The organism is Actinoplanes sp. KI2 (assembly GCF_025630775.1).
Taxonomy (GTDB): Bacteria; Actinomycetota; Actinomycetes; order Mycobacteriales; family Micromonosporaceae; genus Actinoplanes.
This window is the reverse complement of sequence record NZ_JAOSZE010000031.1, coordinates 114,956-134,495: the sequence shown is the minus strand read 5'-3', so window position 1 is coordinate 134,495 and position 19,540 is coordinate 114,956. Positions and strand designations below refer to the sequence as shown.

Below are 19,540 nucleotides of genomic sequence, written 5' to 3'. Positions count from 1 at the left end.
TGCCCGCCGGTCGAAGAAGCGCGGTGCGTTGACCGCGGAGGAGCGCCGGCACCTGGAGGAGATGCAGGCCGCCCTGGAGCAGCAGCGCCTGATCGAGCTCAACGAGGCCATCCCGACCCAGATGATCGAGTCCGCCCCGGTGGACCAGTCGGAGATCGAGGCCCGCCTGGAGCGGGTGCGGGAGATCCGGCAGATGGCCAAGGACCAGCCCGACGAGATGGCGATCCTGGTGCGCAGCTGGCTCACCGCCGACGCCACCCGCTGAGCCCGAAACGGGCGGCCGGCTTTCGCCGGCCGCCCGTTCTGCTGTGTACCGCCGCGTCTCGCCCGGACGGCTCTCAGCGGGCCGCGCAGAAGTCGCGCAGGGCCGCCTCGTCGGCCGGGTCCATCCATTCGTAGGTGCCGCGCAACTGGTCGGCCCGCTGGTCGACGGTGGTGACGGTGGCCGTCATGTCGCCCCACGGCATGCTGATGTGCAGCAAGGTTCGCACGATGCCGGGCGGGAGATGGACGCTGTCGGCGGGCGCCGCACGCAGCAGCAGGCCGCTGGTGGACACGTCTTCCACGTGGCCGGAGACCTCCACCAGCCGGCGGCCCGGCTCGGCGTCGAGCTCGGCGGTGCCGGTCGCGGCGTAGGCGCCGGAGCGCCGGGCGGCTCCGCGCCGCTGGACCACGTCGGTGGGTGGGTCGCCGGTGCGGGTGAGCAGGCCGTTGCGCAGTTCCGCCTCGACCCAGGTGACGCCGGCGCTGCTGACCAGCTCGAGGATGCCGAAGCGGCGGGTGCCCGGCTCGTCCGGGCCGAGCACCGGGATCGGCGGCAGCTCGGCCACGAACGGCGCACCGACCTCGACCAGCGTGATCAGCGCGAGCGGCTGTTCACCCGGGCACCGCAGCAGGAGCGTGCTGCCCGCCGGGACCGTGACCATCGGATCTCCCCGCTCGTAGGCACTTTCCCCGAACGGTCTCACGGCCGCCGGCCGGCCCGCGGCCGTGCGCCGGACCGTCACGCTTGCGGCGTACCCATCGGCGGGCGAAACTCGGTGGCCGTGCCGGGCCGAGGCGTGTGATCATCTCTCCCGGGTCGCTAGCTCAACTGGCTAGAGCATTCGACTGAGTAGCGCGTCCGCTCACCGCCCAGCGCGGTCATGGAGGCGCTTCCTTCTCCTTTTGCTAATCGAAAGGTTCGGGGTTCGAGTCCCCGGCGGCCCACATGTTCGAGAAGCTGATCATCCAGAAGACGCTGCGGGTGCCGGTGAGCACCGGCGCGTCCGGCGACGGCCGGCCGGTGGCCCGGCAGCTGGACGCCGCGCTGCTCGACGCCGGGTTCTCGGCGTCGGCCGCTCTGCTGGAGCACGTCGGCGCGCTGGCGCCCGAGCCGGCGATGGACCTCGCCGCCACCGTCGTGTCCGCGGTGCGCGAGCTGGTCGGCGACCACGTGCGGCACAACGCGTACTTCCTCGGCTTCCCGCACGACGTGCCGGACACGGTCGAGTTCTGGCTGGAGCGGCTGGGCGCGGCCGTGCTCGCCGGCGGGGGTGCCGAGCTGACGCTCGACGGGATCAACCTGCTCGAGCTGCCGGGTTACGGCACCTACCAGCACACGTACGCCGAGCTGCTCGCCGCGCACGACGAGCTGATCGCCGCGGCCGGTGACCGGCTGACCGTGCTCCGCCTCGGCGACACCGCCGAGGCGGAGGCCGCCCGCCTCTACCGGGCGCTGGCCGGCAGCACGACGCCGCTCGGCGAGGCCGACCTCGCGATCCTCGGCGAGCTCGCGGTGGCCTGCGTGGACGACGAGCAGCCCGCCGAGATCCCGATGCGGGAGAACCGGGCCGTGCTCAACGGGATCCGGCTCGTCCTCGGCCGGCCGCTGGTCGCCGTCGACACCACGACCGACGTGCTGCGCCTGGCCTGCCAGGTCTCGGCCGGTGACGTCTCGCTCGCCACGGCCACGCGGTTCCGCGCCTTCCCGCGCCGGGAGCGGCGGGTCCTGCTGGCCGCGCTGAACGAGGTGGTCGGCGCGAGCCCGGCCAAGCTGGGTGACGTCGCGCGCTACGCGGAGCGGTGGAAGCGGCTCGGCGAGCGGCTCCACCCGCACGAGTACGCGCAGTGGCCGCACGCCCGGTCGGTGTTCGCCGTGGCGCGGGGCGAGCGTCGGGTCCCGACCATCGCCGGCCGGGCCGAGACGGCGGTCCGCACGGGCGCGATCGCTTCGGCGGCAACGGTGCTGTCCGCGGCGCCGGGCCTGCTGCTGCGCTCGGCCGACCGGCTGCTGCGGCTGGCGCCGGCGTCCGAGCGGGCCGACGTGGTCGAGGCGGTCACCGGCGCACTGGGCGAGGCGTCCGGCCGGGTGCTGTGTTCGCTGCGCGAGCACGTCGAGAACCGGCTCACGCCCGTCTCGGCCCGGATGTACGCGAGCCGCTCGCGCACCGCCTGGATCGGGGCGGACAAGCGGCCGCCGCTGCCGCCGGAGCTGGTCGCCGAGCTGTCCGCGCGGCTGGACGCCGAGATCGGCGCCCGGCTGCCGGAGTTCGAGCGGCCGCTGCTGGTCGACCCGGAGGTGCTCGACGTCGCCCTGCCGCTGTCCGGCAAGGCGACCGAGGACGGGTTCGCGGTGCTGCCGCGCGGCTCGCGGGCTACGGTCACCGGCGACCTGCTGCGGTTCTTCACGTACTGGCGGCAGGCGAGCCGCCGCACCGACTACGACCTGTCGGTGCTGCTGCTCGACGACGACTTCCACACCGTCGGCCAGGTGTCGTGGACCAACTACCACCACGACGGGGTGGTGCACTCCGGCGACATCACCGAGGCGGCCGACGGGGCGACCGAGTTCATCGACGTCCCGCTGACCCTTCGCGGGCGCTACGTGGTGCCGCAGGTCAACATCTATGCCGGCGAGTCGTTCGAGGAGGTGGCCGAGTCGATGTTCGGCTATCAGACGCGGGCCGCGGACCAGCGCGGCGCACCGTTCGACGCCCGGACGGTGCTGGCGCGATCGCAGCTGCGCGGCGCGGGGCGGGTCGCGCTCCCGATGGTGTTCGCCATGGGCGAGGGCGGCTGGCAGGCGGTGTGGCTGCACCTGTACCTCGCCGGCCGGCCGGCCTTCAACCGGGTGGAGGAGAACAAGTTCAACACCGCCGACCGGGTACGGGCACTGATCGAGCGCCGCTACCTCACCGTGTCCTATCTGGTCGATCGGTGGCGGTCGCGGACCGCCGTGACGATGTGGGACGGCGAGCCGCCGAGCGAGCCGGTGACGTTCATCGGCATCGACGCGCCCGACGGCCTGCCGCCCGGGTCGCAGACGTACACGCTGGACCGGCTCGGTGAGCTGATCCCGGCGTGACGGCGTGGCCGAGGCCATGCGGGAGCTTCCTTCTTTCCGTTCAATTCGGGAACTCCGCTTCGGCGGAGATCTGGCAGCTAGCGCCCGCGCTCTCCTCGGCCACCTGGCCGGCCCGTTCAGGACAGGAAGGTTCCGTACGGGCCGGCCAGGATGGCGTTCTTCTGCGCCTGGCTGAAGTGCGTGTTCGGGTAGTCGTAGAACGATGCGGACATCGGGGTGCCGTCGGTGGACGTCGAGTCGGGCAGGCCGAAGCCGTGGCCGAGCTCGTGCACCATCCCGCCGCACCACCGGTTCATCGGCCCGTTGATGCCGGCCGCGCCGTCGGCGTCGTGCCCGCTGAGGATCACCCAGCCCGGGCCGGCGCCGCCGCCGGACTGGTTCGTCTCCTCGGCGCTGATCTCGCCCACGCACAGCCAGCGGCTGTCCGGGTTGTTGATGGCGAACCGGCGCTGCAGCTCGGCCTGCATGTTCTCGACCACGCACCAGTAGTGGTCGCTGCCGGTGCAATTGGTGGTGATGTACCAGTTGCGGTCGTGCTCGCCGTTGACGGCCTCGACGACCGTGCCGTTGAGCGCGAAGGTCCTGCCGATTTCCTGCTTGTAGTACCGCTGCGCCTCGCGCATGACCGACGCGATGCCGTCGGGGTAGCGCTGGTCGTACGCGACGTCGGTGGGTCTGAGCCAGAAGACCCGGACGGTCTTGGCCGCGGCGGTGCCGCTGGGGGCCGGCGTCGGGCTGGTCGGCGCGGTCGTCGGGCCGGTCGTCGGGGTCACCGAGCCGGTGCAGGCGACGCCGTTCAGCGTGAACGCGGTTGGCTTCGGGTTGCTGCCGGTCCACGACCCGGTGAAGCCGAACGACGTGCTGCCGTTGGTGGCGAGCGTGCCGTTGTACGAGACGTTGACGGCGGTCACGGCGGCGCCGCTCTGCGTCACGGTGGCGTTCCACGCCTGGGTGACCGTCTGTCCCGCGCCGAACGACCAGCGCAGCGTCCACCCGGTCAACGGGGAGCCGAGGTTGGTGACGGCCACGTCGGCGCCGAAGCCGGCCTGCCACTGCGAACTGATCGTGTACGTGACCTGACAGCCGGCCGCGGCGGCACCGGCGCCGGACGCGGTGACGGCGACCGCGGCGCCGAGTGCGGCGGCCGCGGCGACCGCGAGCAGGCTGCGAACTCGTCGAGAAATCATCGTTTCCTCCAGGACATGGCATTGACAGTCGTCTATCACCATGCCTGCCGAAAACGTTTTCGAAAAGAGGTTCAGGCCAGGAGCGTCGCCGTGAGCCGGTCGAGGTGCTCGCGCGGGGCGCCGAACAGCTGCGCATCGGCGTAGGCGCGGCGCAGGTAGAGGTGGGCGTCGTGCTCCCAGGTGATCGCGAGACCGCCATGCATCTGGACCATCTCGCCGGCGATCGCCTGGAGCGATTCCGAGCAGTGCACCTTGGCCATGGCGGCCAGGGTGCCGGCCTCGGCGTCGTCGGCGACCAGGGCCTCGGCGGCGGTCCAGGACGCGGTGGTGGCGGCCTCCAGGCGCAGGTAGGCCTCGGCCAGGCGGTGCTGCAGGACCTGGAAGGAGCCGATCGGCCGGCCGAACTGGACCCGCTGCTGAACGTACTCGTGGGTGAGCTCGAACGCCCGGGAGGCCGCGCCGACCTGCTCGGCGCTGAGCGCGACACAGGCGAGATCGCGCAGCCAGGCCGGCGGCCCGCTCATTTGATCGCCGCCGACCGCGCGGGCGGGTGCGTAGTCGAGCCGGACCGTGGCCAGCCGGCGGGTCGGGTCGAGAACGTCGGCCGGCTCGACGGTGACGCCGGGATCGGACGCCGTCACCTCCCACAGGGCGTCGCCGCTCGCTACCAGCAGGATCTCCGCGGCCTCGGCGTCCATCACCTGATCCGCCGCGCCGCTGATCCGGCCCGCCGGGTCGGCGGAGAACTCGCCCTGCCAGGCCAGCGCGGCGATCCGGTCGCCGGCGCAGAGGGCCGGCAGCAGCTCCTCGTCACCGGCCCGCAGCAGCGCCTGGGTGACGAGCACGCTGCCGAGCAACGGGCCGGGAGTGAGCTGCCGCCCCCACTCGGCGAGCACGATGTGCGACTCGAGCAGGGTGGCCCCGGCTCCGCCGTACGCCTCGGGAACCGCAAGCCCCGCGACGCCGATCTCCTTGCACAGCCGTTGCCAGAGCCCGGCGTCGTACCCGGCCGGCTGCTCGATCGCCGCCCGGGCCGGATAGCCGGCGAGCAGGCCGCGCACGGCGTCCCGGAGCGCCCGGTGTTCCTCACTCAGTTCCATGCGTCCCCCTCGGACAGTGCCGCCATGACCCGTGCTCGATGCTGGGCCGGGGTTCCCCAGGACAGGGCCAGCGCCCGGACCTTGGTCACGAAACGAGCCAGCCCCTGCTCCTCGGCGTACCCGATCGCCCCGTGCACCTGCAGCGCCGCGCGCGCGGCCCGGTGTGCGGCCGCCGCGCAGGCCACCTTGGCGGCCGAGACGTCCCGGGCGGTGAGCGTGACCGCGGCCGCGTGCAGCAACGGCCGGGCGAACTCGAGCCCGACCGCCACCTCGGCCAGCCGCTGCTGCACGGCCTGGAACCGGCCGATCGGCCCGCCGAACTGCTCCCGGGTGCGCGCGTGCGTCACCGCCGCTTCGAGCAGCGCCCGCCCCGCACCGAGCAGCTGCGCGGCACAGACGAGCGCGCCCAGATCCAGCGCTCGGCCGGCCGCCGGGCAGGCCGTGAGCGCGCACACGGGCGACACCTCGAACAGCCGCCGCGTCCGGTCGAACGACGGAAATGCTTGGTCGCCGGCGCGGCCGACCCCGGCCGTCTCCCCCTCGGCGAGCAGCACCAGATCGGCGGCGTCGGCGTCGACCGCACACGGCAGCCAGGGCGGCGCGGCAAGCGTCGCGACGGCCTTACCGGCCGCCAGTTCGGGCAGCCACTTCTCCGCCTCACCGCGCAGCGCGGCGGTGGGGAAACTCAGCAGCGTGGGCACGGCGACGAGCGACTCGGCGACCGGTCCCGGCAGCGCGTGATGGCCCAACTCCTCGGCCGCGACCACCAGATCGGCCGGGCCGGCGCCCAGCCCTCCGAACCGGACCGGCACGGCAAGCCCGGTCACGCCCACCTCGGCCAGCAACGACCAGACGCGCCGGCCGGGCTCGTGATCACCGTCCGCCCAGCGCGCCGCCGCCGCCGGCACGTCCGCCGCCGCGAGCAGGTCGTGCAGGGCGGCCGCGAACGCGGTCTGCTCCGGCGACGGCACGAGCCTCATCGCGCGAGCCTCAGCGCGCGGGCGGCGAGGGAGCCGCGTCGAGTCGGAATGCGCCTCATCGCGTGAGCCTCAGCGCGCGGGCGGCGAGGGAGCCGCGTCGAGTCGGAGTGCGCCTCATCGGGGTAGTCCCAGCACCCGGGTGGCGACGATGCCGCGCTGGATCTCGTTGGTGCCCGCATAGATCGGGCCGGCCAGCGCGAACAGATACCCGTCGGTCCACAGTGTATCGACCTCCGCGTGCGGGCCGAGCACGTCCAGCGCGGTCTCGTGCAGCGCCACGTCCAGTTCGGACCAGAACAGCTTGGTCAGGCTCGCCTCCCGGGCCGGAAGATCAAGACCGGCAAAAGCGTGCATCCGGTACGCCTGGGCGCCCAGCCACGCATCCACGACGCGATCGCGGAGCCCGGTGTCGGCCGGGTCGCCGTGCTCGCGCCACAGGCCGACCAGTCGCCGGGCCGCCGCCAGGAACCGGCCGGGGCTGCGCAGCGTGAGCCCGCGCTCGTGGCCGGCGGTGCTCATCGCCACCCGCCAGCCGTCGCCGGGAGCGCCGATCACGTCGGCGTCCGGGACGTACACGTCGTCCAGGAAGATCTCGGCGAAGCCGGGGTCGCCGTCCAGCTGGCGGATCGGCCGCACGGTCACGCCGGGCGCGCGCAGGTCGAACATCAGGTAGGTGAGCCCGCGGTGCCGCTCGGCGCCGGGATCGCTGCGGAACAGGCCGAACGCGCGATCGGCGACGACCGCCCGCGAGCTCCACGTCTTCTGCCCGGAAAGCAGCCAGCCGCCCTCGGCGCGCCGCGCCCGGGACCGGATCGCGGCCAGGTCGCTGCCCGCCTCCGGCTCGGACCAGGCCTGCGCCCAGACCTGGTCGGCCCGGGCCATCGGGGGCAGGATCCGATCGCACTGCTCGGGCGTGCCGTGCGCGAACAGCGTCGGGGCGAGCAGGAACAGGCCGTTCTGACCGATCCGGGCCGGGCCGCCGGCGGCGTGGTACTCCTCCTCGAAGAGCAACGCGTGCAGCGGCGGGACGGCCCGGCCGCCGTACCGCTCGGGCCAGGACACGACCGCGAGCCGAGCGTCGGCCAGCGAGCGTTCCCAGGCTCGATGGGCGACGTCGCCCTCAGGAGTGTCCACACTGGGCAATCGCTCGGCGGGGACGTTGGCCGCCAGCCACTCCCGGACCTCGTCCCGGAACATGACCGCGTCCGCGTCCAGGTCGAGGTTCACGACGCGGCCTTCAGGGCTCTCACGACGCGGCCTTCAGGGCTCTCACGACGCGGCCTTCAGGGCTCTCACGACGCGGCCTTCCGGTCGGCTCTCACGACGCGGCCTTCTTCATCGCGGTCGGGTCCAGGCCGGCCAGGGGATTGCCGGTGACCTCGGCGTTGTGTGCGTGCGCGACGTGGTGCAGACCGAACACGGAATCCATCCCGGCGCGCATACCCATCTGGTCCTCGCACTGGTTGACCGCGCGCTTGGCCAGCGCGAGGCCGAACGCCGGCATCGCGGCGACCCGCTCGCCGAGAGCGCTCACGGCGGACTCCAGCTCGGCCCGCGGCACGACCCGATTGACCATGCCGATCTCGTACGCCCGGCGCGCGTCGAACCGGTCGCCGGTGAACAGCACCTCCCGGGCGAACCGGGGCCCCAGCGCCCACGGGTGCGCGAAGTACTCGACGCCGGGGATGCCCATCCGCAGCACCGGATCGGCGAAGAACGCGTCCTCAGCGGCGACGATCAGGTCGCACACCCAGGCCAGCATCAGCCCGCCGGCGATGCAGGCGCCCTGCACCATGGCGATCGTCGGCTTCGGAATCTCCCGCCACCGCCGGCACATGCCGAGGTAGACCTCGATCTCCCGGGCGTAGCGGCGGTCGGCGCCCGCCCTGTCGGTGTGGTCCCACCAGATCGCCGCCCGCCGGGGGAAGCTGGTGTCCGCGTCGCGTTCCGGGGTGCCGATGTCGTGCCCGGCCGAGAAGTGGTCACCGGCGCCCGCCAGGACGATCACCCGCACGTCACCGTCGTCCACCGCGCGAGCGAACGCCGCATCCAGCGCGTACGTCATCGCGGAGTTTTGTGCATTTCGATAGCGCGGCCGGTTCATCGTCACGACGGCGAGCGCGCCGCGGCGCTCGTAGAGAACCTCGTCAGCCATCGGCCGCCTCCGTGCGCAGCAGGTATTTCAGGACCTTGCCGGAGGCGTTGTGCGGCAGCTCGGCGCGCAGCTCGACCGAGCGGGGCACCTTGTAGCCGGCCAGCCGCCCCCGGCAGAACTCGATCACTTCCGGCTCGGTGAGCGTCCGGCCGGGACGGCACACCACGTACGCCCGGCCGACCTCGCCGAGCCGCGGGTCGGGCAGCCCGATCACGGCCGACTCGGCCACCCCGGGCAGCCGGGCCAGCGCGCGCTCCACCTCGGCCGGGTACACGTTGAAGCCGCCGCAGATATACATGTCCTTGAGCCGGTCGGTGATGGTCAGGTTGCCGTTCGCGTCGAGCCGCCCGATGTCGCCGGTGTGCAGCCAGCCGTCGGCGTCGATCGCCCCGGCCGTGGCGGCCGGGTCGTCGAGGTAGCCAAGCATCGTGTTCGGCCCGCGCAACAACACCTCGCCGCCGGGCTCGCCGATCCGCACCTCGAAGCCGGCCGCGGCCCGCCCGGAGGTCTCCGCCACGGTCCGCGCGTCGTCGCCCGGCCGGCACATCGTGGCGACCACCGCCTCGGTCAGCCCGTACGCGGTCAGCACGTCCGCGCCCAACTCCGTGCGCATCCGCTCGACCAGCGCGGGCGGGACGGTGGCCGCCCCGGTCACGGCCAGGCGCAGGCTGGACAGGTCGTGCCGGGAAGCGTCCGGGTGGTCCATCAGGCTGGTGTAGAGGGTGGGCGGGCCGGGCAGCACGGTGACCCGCTCGCCGGCGATCAGCGCGGCCGCCCGGGGCACGTCGAAGACCGCCTGCGGCACCACCGTCGCGCCGCTGGTCAGGCAGGCGAGGATGCCCGCCTTGAGGCCGAAGCTGTGGAAGAACGGGTTGATGACGAGGTAGCGATCGCCGGGGCGCAACCCGGCGATCCCGGCCCACGCGGCGGCGACCGCGAGCGACTGCCGGTGCGCGCTCATCACGCCCTTGCTGCGGCCGGTGGTGCCCGAGGTGAACAGGATGTCCGCGACATCATCGGGGGCGACCGCATCCGCCCGCGCGTCGGCCTCGGCCGCGGGGACTTCCTCCCCGTACGCAAGGAAGGTTTTCCAATCGTCGGGGAGGGTGACGATCAGCCGGGGGAGGGGGATGCGCTCCTCTTCGGCGGCGGCGCGCAGCGCGGCGAGTCGGTCGGCGCCGAGGAACGGCCCGGTCACCACGAGGCCGCGGGCGGCGCTGCGGTGAATGATGTCGAGCGCCTCGACGCCGGTGTATCGCGTGTTGACCGGCACCAGGATGAGGCCGGCGTAGCTCGCGCCGAGCGCGATGAGCATCCACTGTGCGCTGTTCGGCGCCCAGACCGCGAGCCGATCGCCCAGACCGAGACCGTACGCGATCAGCGACCGCGCCACCCGGCGCACGTCGGCGTGCAGCTGCGCCCAGCTCCACTCGCCGACAGCCGGCTCCACCAGGGCCGGTGCCGGACCGAACTCGCGGGCGGCGCTCGCCACGGCCGCCGGGATCGTCGAGGTCACCCTGCCTCCCGAGCCGGCTCAGCGGATGGTCAGCCAAGCAAGTGCTTGGTAGGGTGAGCCTACGCGCGGAGCGGGAGGCGACGCCAGTGGACGATGACCAGGAGTTCAGGCGCGAGATCCGCGACTGGCTTGCCGCGAACGTGACCGACGACCTGCGCGGCGCCGGCGGCGCGGGCCGGGAGAACGAGGTCTTCGAGCAGCGGCTGGCGTTCGCCCGCAAGCTGGCCGCGGCCGGTTGGAGCACGCTCGCCTGGCCGGTCGAGCACGGCGGCCGGGGCGCGTCGCTCGCCCGGCAGGTCATCTTCCACGAGGAGTACGCGCGATCCGGCGCGCCCGGCCGCGTCGACCACATCGGCGTCACCATGGTCGGGCCGACGCTGATGGCGCTCGGCTCCGCTGCGCAGCAGGCGCGCTTCCTGCCGGGGATCGCCACGGCGACCGAACTGTGGTGCCAGGGCTACTCCGAGCCCGGCGCCGGGTCCGACCTCGCCGCGGTCACCACCCGCGCCCGTCTCGAGGGCGACGAGTGGGTGCTCACCGGGCAGAAGGTGTGGACGTCGCTGGCGCACGTGGCCGACTGGTGTTTTGTGCTGGCCCGCACCGCGCCGGTGCCGCCTGGAGCGTCCCGCCACGCCGGGCTGTCCTACCTGCTCGTGCCGATGCGGCAGGCCGGCGTCACGGTCCGGCCGATCCGCCAGCTGACCGGCGACAGCGAATTCAACGAGGTCTTCTTCGACGAGGCCCGCACCTCGCGGGACCTGGTGGTCGGCGAGCCGGGCGGCGGCTGGCGGGTGGCGATGGCGACGCTCGGCTTCGAGCGCGGCGCGGCCACGGTCGGCCAGCAGGTCGGCTTCCAGCAAGACCTGGACGATCTGGTGGCGCTGGCGCGGCGCACCGGAGCGGTCGCCGACCCGGCCGTGCGCGAACGGCTCACCCGCGCGTGGATCGACCTGACCGTGTTGCGCGCTCACACGCTCCGGGTGCTGGCCGCGCCCCCGGCGGTCGGAACGGCGACGGTCATCAAGTTGCTGTGGTCCCGCTGGCGCCAGGGAATCGGGGAATTGGCGATGGCCGTGCTCGGACCGGCCGGGATCGCGGCACCGCCCGGCGACGCCGATGTCGACAGGTGGCGACGGCTGTTCCTGTTCAGCCGGGCCGACACCATCTACGGCGGCTCCAACGAGATCCAGCGAGGCATTCTCGCCGAACGGGTCCTTGGCCTGCCGCGCCAGGACCGCCGATGACACCCGCGCAACCGCCGGACGGGCACGGGTTGCTCGAGGGCAAGGTCGTGGTGGTCACCGCCGCGGCCGGGACGGGGATCGGGTACGCCGTGGCCGAGCGTTGCCTGGCCGAGAGCGCTCACGTGGTGCTCAGCGACAGCCACGAACGCCGGCTCGCCGAGGCACGCGACCGGCTGACGGAGGCGTACGGCAAGAAGGTTTGGTCGTTGGTTTGTGATGTCACCGACGAGAGCGCGGTGCACGCGCTCGTCGACGGCGCCGTGAGCGCTCACGGACGGCTCGACGTGATGATCAACAACGCCGGCCTCGGCGGCAACCGCCCGGTCACCGAGATGACCGACGAGGAGTGGTCGCGCGTCCTCGACGTGACGCTGACCGGCACGTTTCGCTGCACGCGCGCGGCGCTGACCCAGATGATCGCGCAGGGTGGCGGCGGCGTGGTGGTCAACAACGCCTCCGTGCTCGGCTGGCGTGCACAGGCCGGGCAGGCGCACTACGCCGCGGCCAAGGCCGGTGTCATGGCGTTCACCCGCTGTGCGGCGCTGGACGTGGCCGCACACGGCATCCGGGTCAACGCGGTCGCGCCCAGCATCGCCACACACCCGTTCCTGGCCAAAGTGATCAGCGAGGAGGAGTTGGCCGGGCTCGCCCGACGCGAGGCCTTCGGCCGGGCCGCGTGGCCGTGGGAGGTGGCCACCGTCGTCGCCTTCCTGGCCAGCGACTACGCCTCGTACCTGACCGGCGAGGTGATCTCGGTTAGCAGCCAGCACCCGTGAGCGCTCACGCGGTGTGGCGGCTCCGGATGGCAACCGGCTGTGTGCTGCTCACCGCGCTGGCGTTCTGGCAGCAGCCCGGCCGGATCGTGCCGGACACCAAGGTCGACCTGGTGGTCGCGCCCGGCGCGTGGCTGGCCCGGGCCCTGCACGCGTGGGACCCGGCCGGGAACTTCGGCCAGATGCAGAACCAGGCGTACGGCTACCTGTGGCCGATGGGCCCGTTCTTCGCACTCGGCAAACTGATCGGCGTGCCGGAGTGGGCGGTGCAGCGACTCTGGTGGGCGTTGCTGCTGTGCACGGCATTCACCGGCGTGGTGTTGCTGGCCGGCCGCCTCGGCATCGGCACACCTGCGGCGCGGCTGGCGGGCGGTTTGGTGTTCGCGCTCTGCCCGCGCATCCTCAGCGAGCTGGGGCCGGTCTCGGTCGAGGTGTGGCCGAGCGCGGTGGCGCCCTGGGTGCTGTTGCCTCTGGTCGCGCTCACGGATCGTCCGCTGTCGGGCTGCCGTCGACCGGTCGCGCACAGCGGGTCTGCGGACGTTCCGGTCCAGCGGCGGCGGTGGTTGCGGGTGTTCGCGCACAGCGGGTCTGCGGACTTTCCGGTCCAGCGGCGGCGGCTGGTGCGGGCGGTCGCGCTCTCCGGTCTCGCGGTGGCCACAGCCGGCGGGGTCAACGCAACGGCTGTGCTGGCCGTGCTGCCGCTGCCGTTGCTTTGGTTGCTCACCGTGCGCCCGCTGCGCTGGCGACTCACCGTGGCGGCGGCCTGGGGGATCGCCGTCGCCTGCGCCACCGCCTGGTGGGTGGTGCCGTTGCTGCTGCTCGGCCGATACAGCCCACCGTTCCTGAACTACATCGAGACGGCCGCGACCACCACCCGGACCACCGACGTGGTGAGCACCGCGCGCGGAGCGTCGCACTGGCTGGCATACCTCGGCACGGCCTACGGCCCGACGTGGCCGACCGGCTGGCGGCTGGCCACCGAGGCCCTGCCGGTCGTGGCGACGATGGTGATAGCCGGCCTGGGCCTTGCCGGACTCGCCCGCCGAGGCATGCCACACCGACGTTTCCTGATCGCGGCGGCGCTCACGGGCGTGGCGGCCGTGGGGTTCGGCCATCTCTCGGGCGTACCCGGTCTCGATGCCGTGAGCGCTCACGCCTGGCTGGACGCGGCCGGCGCACCGCTGCGCAACCTGCACAAGTTCGACGTGCTGCTCCGGCTCCCGCTGGCCCTCGGCCTAACCCACCTGCTCGGCACAGTGCTGCGTGCCGCACACGCTTCAACCTCGAACGTCACGGTCCCGAACGCTGCGGTCCCGAACGCTGCGGTCCCGAACGCTGCGGTCCCGAACGCTGCGGTCCCGAACGCTGCGGTCCCGAACGTTGCGGTCCCGAACGTTGCGGTCCCGAACGCTGCGGTCCCGAACGCTGCGATCCCGAACGCTGCGATCCCGAACGCTGCGATCCCGAACGTTGCGGTCCCGAACGTTATTACTCCGAACGTTATGTCTCCGAACGTTCAGGACTCGAACGTTTCAGGTCCGAACGTTTTGGTCGGGCGTGTCCCGGCCGTGCGGGCAGGGGTCGTCCACCGGCCGATTGCGCGCCTTCGAGCCGTCGCGCTCGGCCTGGCCGCGGCCATGGCACTGGCGATCGTGGCCGGGCCGGCCCTGGGCGGCGGCCTCCCCGGCTCGGGCTCGTTCACCGAGGTCCCCGGCTATTGGCGGACCGCCGCGTCCTGGCTGAATGCCCACACCGGCAGCGGCCGGGTGCTGGTCGTTCCCGGCGCCCGCTTCCCGAGCTACCTCTGGGGCGCGCCCGGCGACGAGATGGTCCAGCCCCTGTTGACGGCCGACTGGGCGGTCCGCAACTCGATCCCCCTGGTCCCGCCCGCCACCGTTCGGCTGCTGGACACCATCGAGTCGGTGCTGGCCACCGGCCAGAGCTCGCCCGGCCTGGCCACCCTGCTCGCCCGCTCCGGCGTCCGATACCTGCTGGTCCGCGCCGACCTGGACACCGGGCGCTCCGACTCGCTGCGGCAACTGACCGTGCGCGCCACGCTGGATTCCTCACCCGGCCTGCGCCCGGTCATCACCTTCGGCCCGGATGTCGGCGGTCAGCCCCTGACCTCCTTTGTGGACCGCGGCTTGGACGTCCGTGTCCCGGCCCTGGAGGTCTACGAGGTCGACCAGCCCGCCGCCCCGATCGGTGCCTACGACATGAACGACGTGCGGACCGTGGTGGGCGGCCCGGAGTCTCTGCTTCAGCTGGCCTACGCAGGTCAACTGGGCGCCGCCCCCACCGTGCTGGCCGCCGATCAGCCCGCCGACGTGCACACCGGCGGAACGGTGGTCACCGATGGCCAGCGCCGCCGGGAGGTCACCTTCGGCCAGGCACGTGACAACGCCTCGGCGACGATGACCGCCACCGAACAGTGGCGTCTCGCCCAGCCCGCCCACGACTACACGTCCACCGATTCCCACCGCTGGCAAACCATGGCCCAATACCTTGGCGTACGGGACGTGAGCGCTTCCAGCTCGTACGCCGAGGCCTTGCCCCTGACGGCGAACCGTCCCGAACACCTGCCCTATGCCGCCCTCGACGGCGACCCCGACACCTCCTGGCGGTCGGCCCCCGCCACCGCGGCGATCGGGCAATGGCTCAGCGTGACCCTCGACCGCCCGCGTGTGCTGAAGCAGGTCCGAATCACTTTCGACCTGGGCGCCGATGCCATCCCCACCCGGATCGGCGTGCGGGCCGGCGACGAATGGCACGAGCTGAACGTCTCCGGCGAGACGGTGACCGTGCCGCTCGACGGCTGGTTCGCGGTCAGCCGGCTCACCGTCGTGGTCGAGGCGGTGTGGAGCGTCCGTCTCGGCTACGGCGGCGTCGGCATCGCCGAGCTGACCGTCCCCGGCGTCCAGGCGCAGCGCACCCTGGTCCTGCCCGCCGAACCGCGAGCGACCGGCGACACTCCGGTCGCACTGGCGACTCGCGCCCCGGCCCCGGCGGTGCTGCTGGACATGACGCCGTCCGTGCCGTCCTGCTTCTTCCTCGCCGGGCGACCGTACTGCTCGGCGGACGCGGCACGCGGGTCGGAGGACGGGACCGTTCTCGACCGTACGGTGCCATGGTCTTTGAATGGTGTGTACAGCGCCCAGCTGTGGGGGCGGGCCCGAGCCGGGCCGGCTCTCGACGCTGTGCTCGACCGGGCGCTGGCCGGCCCGGACACTCCGCGCGTGACCGCATCGTCGACCGGCGTCGCCGATCCCGCGGCCCGGGCGGGCGCGGTGGTCGACGGCGACTCCGACACCACCTGGTATGCGAGCGACGACGACCATTCGCCCTGGCTGCGCCTCGACTGGGTGTTCCCGCGCGTGCTCACCGGCCTGCACATCTCGCTCGGCCCGCGCGCCGCCGCGGCGAGGCCCTGGTCGGTGACGGTGCTGACCGACTCGGGGGCGCGCAGCGGAACCCTCGACGCGGACGGAACGCTCACGTTCGATCGTGCGGTGCTCACCGACGACGTGACAGTCCTGTTCACCGGCGGATCGGTCGCGACCAGTTTCAGCCCGTACGCCGGTCGGTTCGAGCGTCTCCCGGTCGGCGTCGGCGAACTGACCGTGCTCGGCAAGGACGGCCCGGCGCGCCTGCGCGGGGGACCGGCGACGGTGGTCCGGTTGCCGTGCGGCAGCGGGCCGACCCTGGAGGTGGGTGGCAAGCGGATCCGCACCGCGTTCACGGCGACCATTTCCGATCTGCTTCAGCGCCGTGAACTGCCGATGCGGCTGTGCGAAACCGATCAGATCCGGCCGGGCGCGGCGGGCGGGCCGGTGCGCGTGGTCGCCACCGCGAGCGTCGACGCCGAACCGACCCGTGTCGCGCTCTTGCCGATCGCGGACAGCCCGGCCCGATCGCAGGTCGACGCGCCGCCCGTGGGCGGCCCGGCCATATCTCGGGCCGACGCGCCGGCCGTGGGCGGCCCGGCCGCATCTCGGGTCGACACGCCGTCCGTCGGCGGCCCGGCCGCATCTCGGGTCGACGCGCCGTCCGTCGGCGGCCCGGCGGCATCGCCGGTCGAGTTGCCCGGCGGGGGCGGTCCGGCGGCATCGCCGGTCGACAGTGTGCTCTCGATCGATCGCTGGCAGCCGGACCGCCGGCGGGTCACGCTGGCGCCGTGGGCCACCGAGCGGGTCCTGGTGCTGCGCGAGAACACCAACGCCGGCTGGCAGGCCCGGATCGGCGGCCACGTGCTGCGCCCGATCGTGATCGACGGTTGGCAGCAGGGATGGATCATTCCGGCCGGATGGTCCGGCGCGGTCACCATCGACTTCGCTCCCGACCAGCCGTATCGGGCCGGGCTGATCGGCGGTGCACTGCTCGCCGGGCTGGTCCTGTTGGCTGCCATCCTGCCGATGGGCCGCGCGCCGGCCACACCAGGCGCGCCGGCCACAACGAATAGCTCAGGCGCGCAGGTTGCGCCGACTGAGCCGATCGGGCGACGGCGCCGGTGGAAGGACGGCTCGCTGATGGTTCTGGGCGCGGTGTTTCTGGTCGTTGCCGGTGGCTACGCCGCCGCGGCGTGCGCCCTGGCCGGCATCATCGCGTTGCTGGTCCTCCGCCGGCCGAAGTGGATCCGGCGCGGCGAGCGATGGGCGCCGGTGGTTCTCTGGGCGGTCGCCTGTGTGCTGTCGCTGCGATCGGCCACGCCGCACATCGCGATCGGACCTCAGCTTGCCGGGCTGGCCGCGTTCGCCGCGCTCTGGCTCGGCACGCTTCCTCCCGGCCTCGGCCGTGCTTCGGCGCTCTCCACCGCAGCGCCGTCGGAGACGTCCGACGGTGCCTCGGCAGGAGTCGCGCCCGAAGAGATGACCGGCAATACCTCGACCGGACCGGCGTCCGTGGAGTCCTCTGCCGCGGCCGAAAACTGAGCAGGTGCTCGCCGGCGGCCCAGCATCTGCACCGGCTGCTCGAGTCCGTACCAGCTCAGCGTGGCCAACGCGAGCGCGCCGGCCATCGTCAGCACGTACGTGCGGATCAGCCCGGCGAACGTCGGCGCGCCCATCACCGGGCGCAGCAGCACGAGCACGAACGGATGCCAGAGGAACAGCCCGTACGAGACCAGGCCGAGCCACCGCGCGAGGGGTGTGGTGAGCGCCGCCCCGACCGGGCCGGGGCCGGCGAACGCGACCGGCAGCACGACCATCACCGAGATGGCCAGGAACAGCACCATCCGGGTCGCGAACTGTCCCGGGGTCGGCTCGTCGAGGCCACGCGGTCCGGTCAGCGGCGTTGCGGCGATGACGAACAGCCCGGCCGCCAGCGCCCAACAGGTCAGCGGCGCCCTGGCCACCTCGATCAGCCAGAACGGGCGGCCCGCCTCCGCGGTCTGCCGCGATGACCGGCCCGCCTCCGCGGTCAGCCGCGATGAGCGGCCCGCCTCCGCGGCGACGTGCATGGTGGCGAGGACCATCCCGCCCCCGAACCAAGCAGCGAACGCCGGAAACCAGGTCGTGTGCAGTCCCATGTCGAGCCCGCCGGCCGCCATCGCGGCGAGCCAGCCGCCGGTGATCAGCGCGCCGCCCGCGCACAGGACCGCGATCGTGCGGCGCGGGCGCCAGGAACGGCCGACGGCGAGCACCGCCAGCACGGGCAGCAGCAGGTAGAACGCGGCCTCGACGGTCAGGCTCCAGGTGTGCCCGAGCGCGTCGTGCAGGTGGCCGCGTCCGTAGAACTGGGTGAACGTCGCGTACCGCACCCATTCGCTCCAGGGCACCCCGGCGTTGCCGGGCAGCACGAGCAGGCAGACCGCCACGGTCAGCCAGTAGGCCGGCAGGATCCGCAGCGCGCGCCGCCACAGGTAACGGCCCGCGCTCGGGCGGCGGGCGCCGTGCGCCATCGCGTACGCGAACGGTCGGAACAGCAGGAATCCGGAGAGCACGAAGAAGATCGCGACGCCGACGTCGAGTCGCGCCACCATCGCGCCCCACGAGCTGCTGCCGGTGAACCCGGTGGCGAATCCGACGTGGACGGCCACCACCGCGGCGGCGCCGCCGGCGCGCAGCGCGTCGAGGGCCGGCAGGCGGGGTGGGGCCGAAGCGGAAGACATCGTTCTCCCGGGGTTTCGCTGACGGTTACGCGGCAGTAGATTGTAACAAGTTCTACCTCGGAGGAGGTGCGCTCATGCGGCGGGTTGCCGGTGCGATGCTCTTCGGTCTCGGGTTGCTCTGCGTGATCGCCGCCGCGGCGCTGGCGTGGCTGATCGTGCCCAGGCTCAAGCAGATCCCGTACGCCATGAAGCCTCCGGACGTCGTGCTCAACGCGCCCGGGGCGACGTTTGTGAGCGTCGGCACGCTGCCCGGTGGCGCCCCGACGATCGCGGTCAAGCAGGGCACGCTGCGAAACACGACCGGCGTCAAGCCCGACTACAAGGCGGCCGCCGGCCTCACCGGAACGCTCGCCGGCAAGACCCTGATCTGGAACGTGTATCAGGCGACCGACTCGGTCGACGACAACGTGCCGATCAACCGTTCCGAGAGCCGGATCGCGCTGAACCGGGTGTCCGGCGCCGCCGTCACCTGGGCCGGCCAGTGCTACAACGACGTGAAGGTCGGCAAGCAGGATCCCAGCGTCTGTGCGCCGGGAAACATCGCGTACACCGGGCAGCTCTACCTCTTCCCGTTCGGCACGCAGAAGAAGACGTACCAGTACTTCGACGGCACCCTGCGCAAGGCGATGCCGATGACGTACGAGGGTGAGGAGAAGGTCGCCGGCCTTTCGACGTACCGCTTCCAGCAGACCGTGCCGCAGCAGAACCTCGACGTCGACCACGACACGCTCACCGGCCTGCTCGGCTTCCTGGCGCCCAAGGCCAAAACCGGAACGATGAACTACGAGGCTTCCCGTACGCTCTGGGTCGAGCCGATGACCGGCGCGATCGTGGCCTACACCGACCGGGAGCACCGCCAGCTCGTCCCGGCCGACGGCCAGCCGATCGACATCCTCGACGCCACCTTCCGGTACGACAAGGCGACCGGCGACACGATCGTCGACCAGGCCCGGACCGGCCGCGCCCAGCTGCTCCTGTTCGGCCGCTACCTGCCGATCGGCCTGCTGGTCGTCGGCCTGGTCGCCATGGTGGCCGGTGCGATGATCACGCGTCGGGCCGCGGTCCCGGCACGGCACGCCGCCTCGGAGGTCCCGGCGCCCGAGGCGTCCGCCGTGCCGCAGGGCTGAGCGGCC

General features: G+C 72.8%; 12 protein-coding genes, 1 tRNA gene and 2 pseudogenes. 7 read left to right on the top strand and 8 right to left on the bottom strand.

Translation table 11 applies throughout. The features are described 5' to 3' along the window. A pseudogene (locus ODJ79_RS30440) lies at positions 1 to 265 on the top strand (flagellar M-ring protein FliF); the annotation flags it as partial. Between the two features lie 73 nt (positions 266 to 338). On the opposite strand, the gene ODJ79_RS30435 reads toward ODJ79_RS30440, so the two are convergent. After that, on the bottom strand, positions 339 to 926 hold the full coding sequence (locus ODJ79_RS30435) for a hypothetical protein (protein WP_263027044.1): 588 nt from the start codon (positions 924 to 926) through the stop codon (positions 339 to 341). A gap of 152 nt (positions 927 to 1,078) precedes the next feature. On the opposite strand from ODJ79_RS30435, the gene ODJ79_RS30430 reads away from it, so the two are divergent. Both ODJ79_RS30430 and ODJ79_RS30425 read left to right on the top strand, forming a co-directional pair. Further along, positions 1,079 to 1,209 (top strand) — tRNA-OTHER (locus ODJ79_RS30430). A gap of 1 nt (position 1,210) precedes the next feature. Next, a complete protein-coding gene (locus ODJ79_RS30425; protein WP_263027043.1) occupies positions 1,211 to 3,346 on the top strand; it encodes a hypothetical protein in 2,136 nt (711 codons plus the stop codon). A gap of 116 nt (positions 3,347 to 3,462) precedes the next feature. On the opposite strand, the gene ODJ79_RS30420 is transcribed toward ODJ79_RS30425, so the two are convergent. From ODJ79_RS30420 to ODJ79_RS30395, 6 genes are all read right to left on the bottom strand, one after another. Next, the gene (locus tag ODJ79_RS30420; RefSeq protein ID WP_263027042.1) at positions 3,463 to 4,533 is read right to left on the bottom strand and encodes a cellulose-binding domain-containing protein; all 1,071 of its coding nucleotides are present in this window, start codon (positions 4,531 to 4,533) and stop codon (positions 3,463 to 3,465) included. Between the two features lie 71 nt (positions 4,534 to 4,604). After that, entirely contained in the window at positions 4,605 to 5,627 is a 1,023-nt protein-coding gene (locus tag ODJ79_RS30415; protein ID WP_263027054.1) for an acyl-CoA dehydrogenase family protein, read from the bottom strand. Next, the gene (locus ODJ79_RS30410; protein ID WP_263027041.1) at positions 5,624 to 6,613 is read right to left on the bottom strand and encodes an acyl-CoA dehydrogenase family protein; all 990 of its coding nucleotides are present in this window, start codon (positions 6,611 to 6,613) and stop codon (positions 5,624 to 5,626) included. The genes ODJ79_RS30415 and ODJ79_RS30410 overlap by 4 nt, the downstream gene beginning before the upstream one ends. 114 nt (positions 6,614 to 6,727) lie before the next feature. Further along, entirely contained in the window at positions 6,728 to 7,810 is a 1,083-nt protein-coding gene (locus ODJ79_RS30405) for an acyl-CoA dehydrogenase family protein (protein WP_263027053.1), read from the bottom strand. A 121-nt stretch (positions 7,811 to 7,931) separates the two neighbouring features. Further along, positions 7,932 to 8,768: an enoyl-CoA hydratase gene (locus ODJ79_RS30400; protein WP_263027040.1), complete on the bottom strand. Its 837-nt coding sequence runs from the start codon at positions 8,766 to 8,768 to the stop codon at positions 7,932 to 7,934. Then, positions 8,761 to 10,284, bottom strand: coding sequence for a FadD3 family acyl-CoA ligase (locus ODJ79_RS30395; RefSeq protein ID WP_263027039.1), 1,524 nt, complete (start codon positions 10,282 to 10,284; stop codon positions 8,761 to 8,763). Before ODJ79_RS30395 ends, ODJ79_RS30400 begins: the two co-directional genes overlap by 8 nt. A 53-nt stretch (positions 10,285 to 10,337) precedes the next feature. Between ODJ79_RS30395 and ODJ79_RS30390 the strand changes: the two genes are divergently transcribed. The 3 genes and pseudogenes from ODJ79_RS30390 to ODJ79_RS47250 all read left to right on the top strand — a co-directional run. Beyond that, the gene (locus ODJ79_RS30390) at positions 10,338 to 11,528 is read left to right on the top strand and encodes an acyl-CoA dehydrogenase family protein (RefSeq protein WP_263027038.1); all 1,191 of its coding nucleotides are present in this window, start codon (positions 10,338 to 10,340) and stop codon (positions 11,526 to 11,528) included. Continuing rightward, on the top strand, positions 11,525 to 12,304 hold the full coding sequence (locus tag ODJ79_RS30385; protein WP_263027037.1) for an SDR family oxidoreductase: 780 nt from the start codon (positions 11,525 to 11,527) through the stop codon (positions 12,302 to 12,304). The genes ODJ79_RS30390 and ODJ79_RS30385 overlap by 4 nt, the downstream gene beginning before the upstream one ends. Next, positions 12,301 to 14,739: pseudogene (locus ODJ79_RS47250) on the top strand (alpha-(1->3)-arabinofuranosyltransferase family protein); the annotation flags it as partial. The gene ODJ79_RS30385 and the pseudogene ODJ79_RS47250, both read left to right, overlap by 4 nt. Before the next feature lie 2,288 nt (positions 14,740 to 17,027). Here the strand turns inward: ODJ79_RS47250 and ODJ79_RS30375 are convergent. Beyond that, entirely contained in the window at positions 17,028 to 18,407 is a 1,380-nt protein-coding gene (locus ODJ79_RS30375) for an acyltransferase family protein (protein ID WP_411267383.1), read from the bottom strand. 74 nt (positions 18,408 to 18,481) lie between these two features. Between ODJ79_RS30375 and ODJ79_RS30370 the strand changes: the two genes are divergently transcribed. Continuing rightward, complete coding sequence (locus ODJ79_RS30370; protein WP_263027036.1) at positions 18,482 to 19,534, top strand: DUF3068 domain-containing protein; 1,053 nt, start codon at positions 18,482 to 18,484, stop codon at positions 19,532 to 19,534. Positions 19,535 to 19,540: the final 6 nt, after the last annotated feature.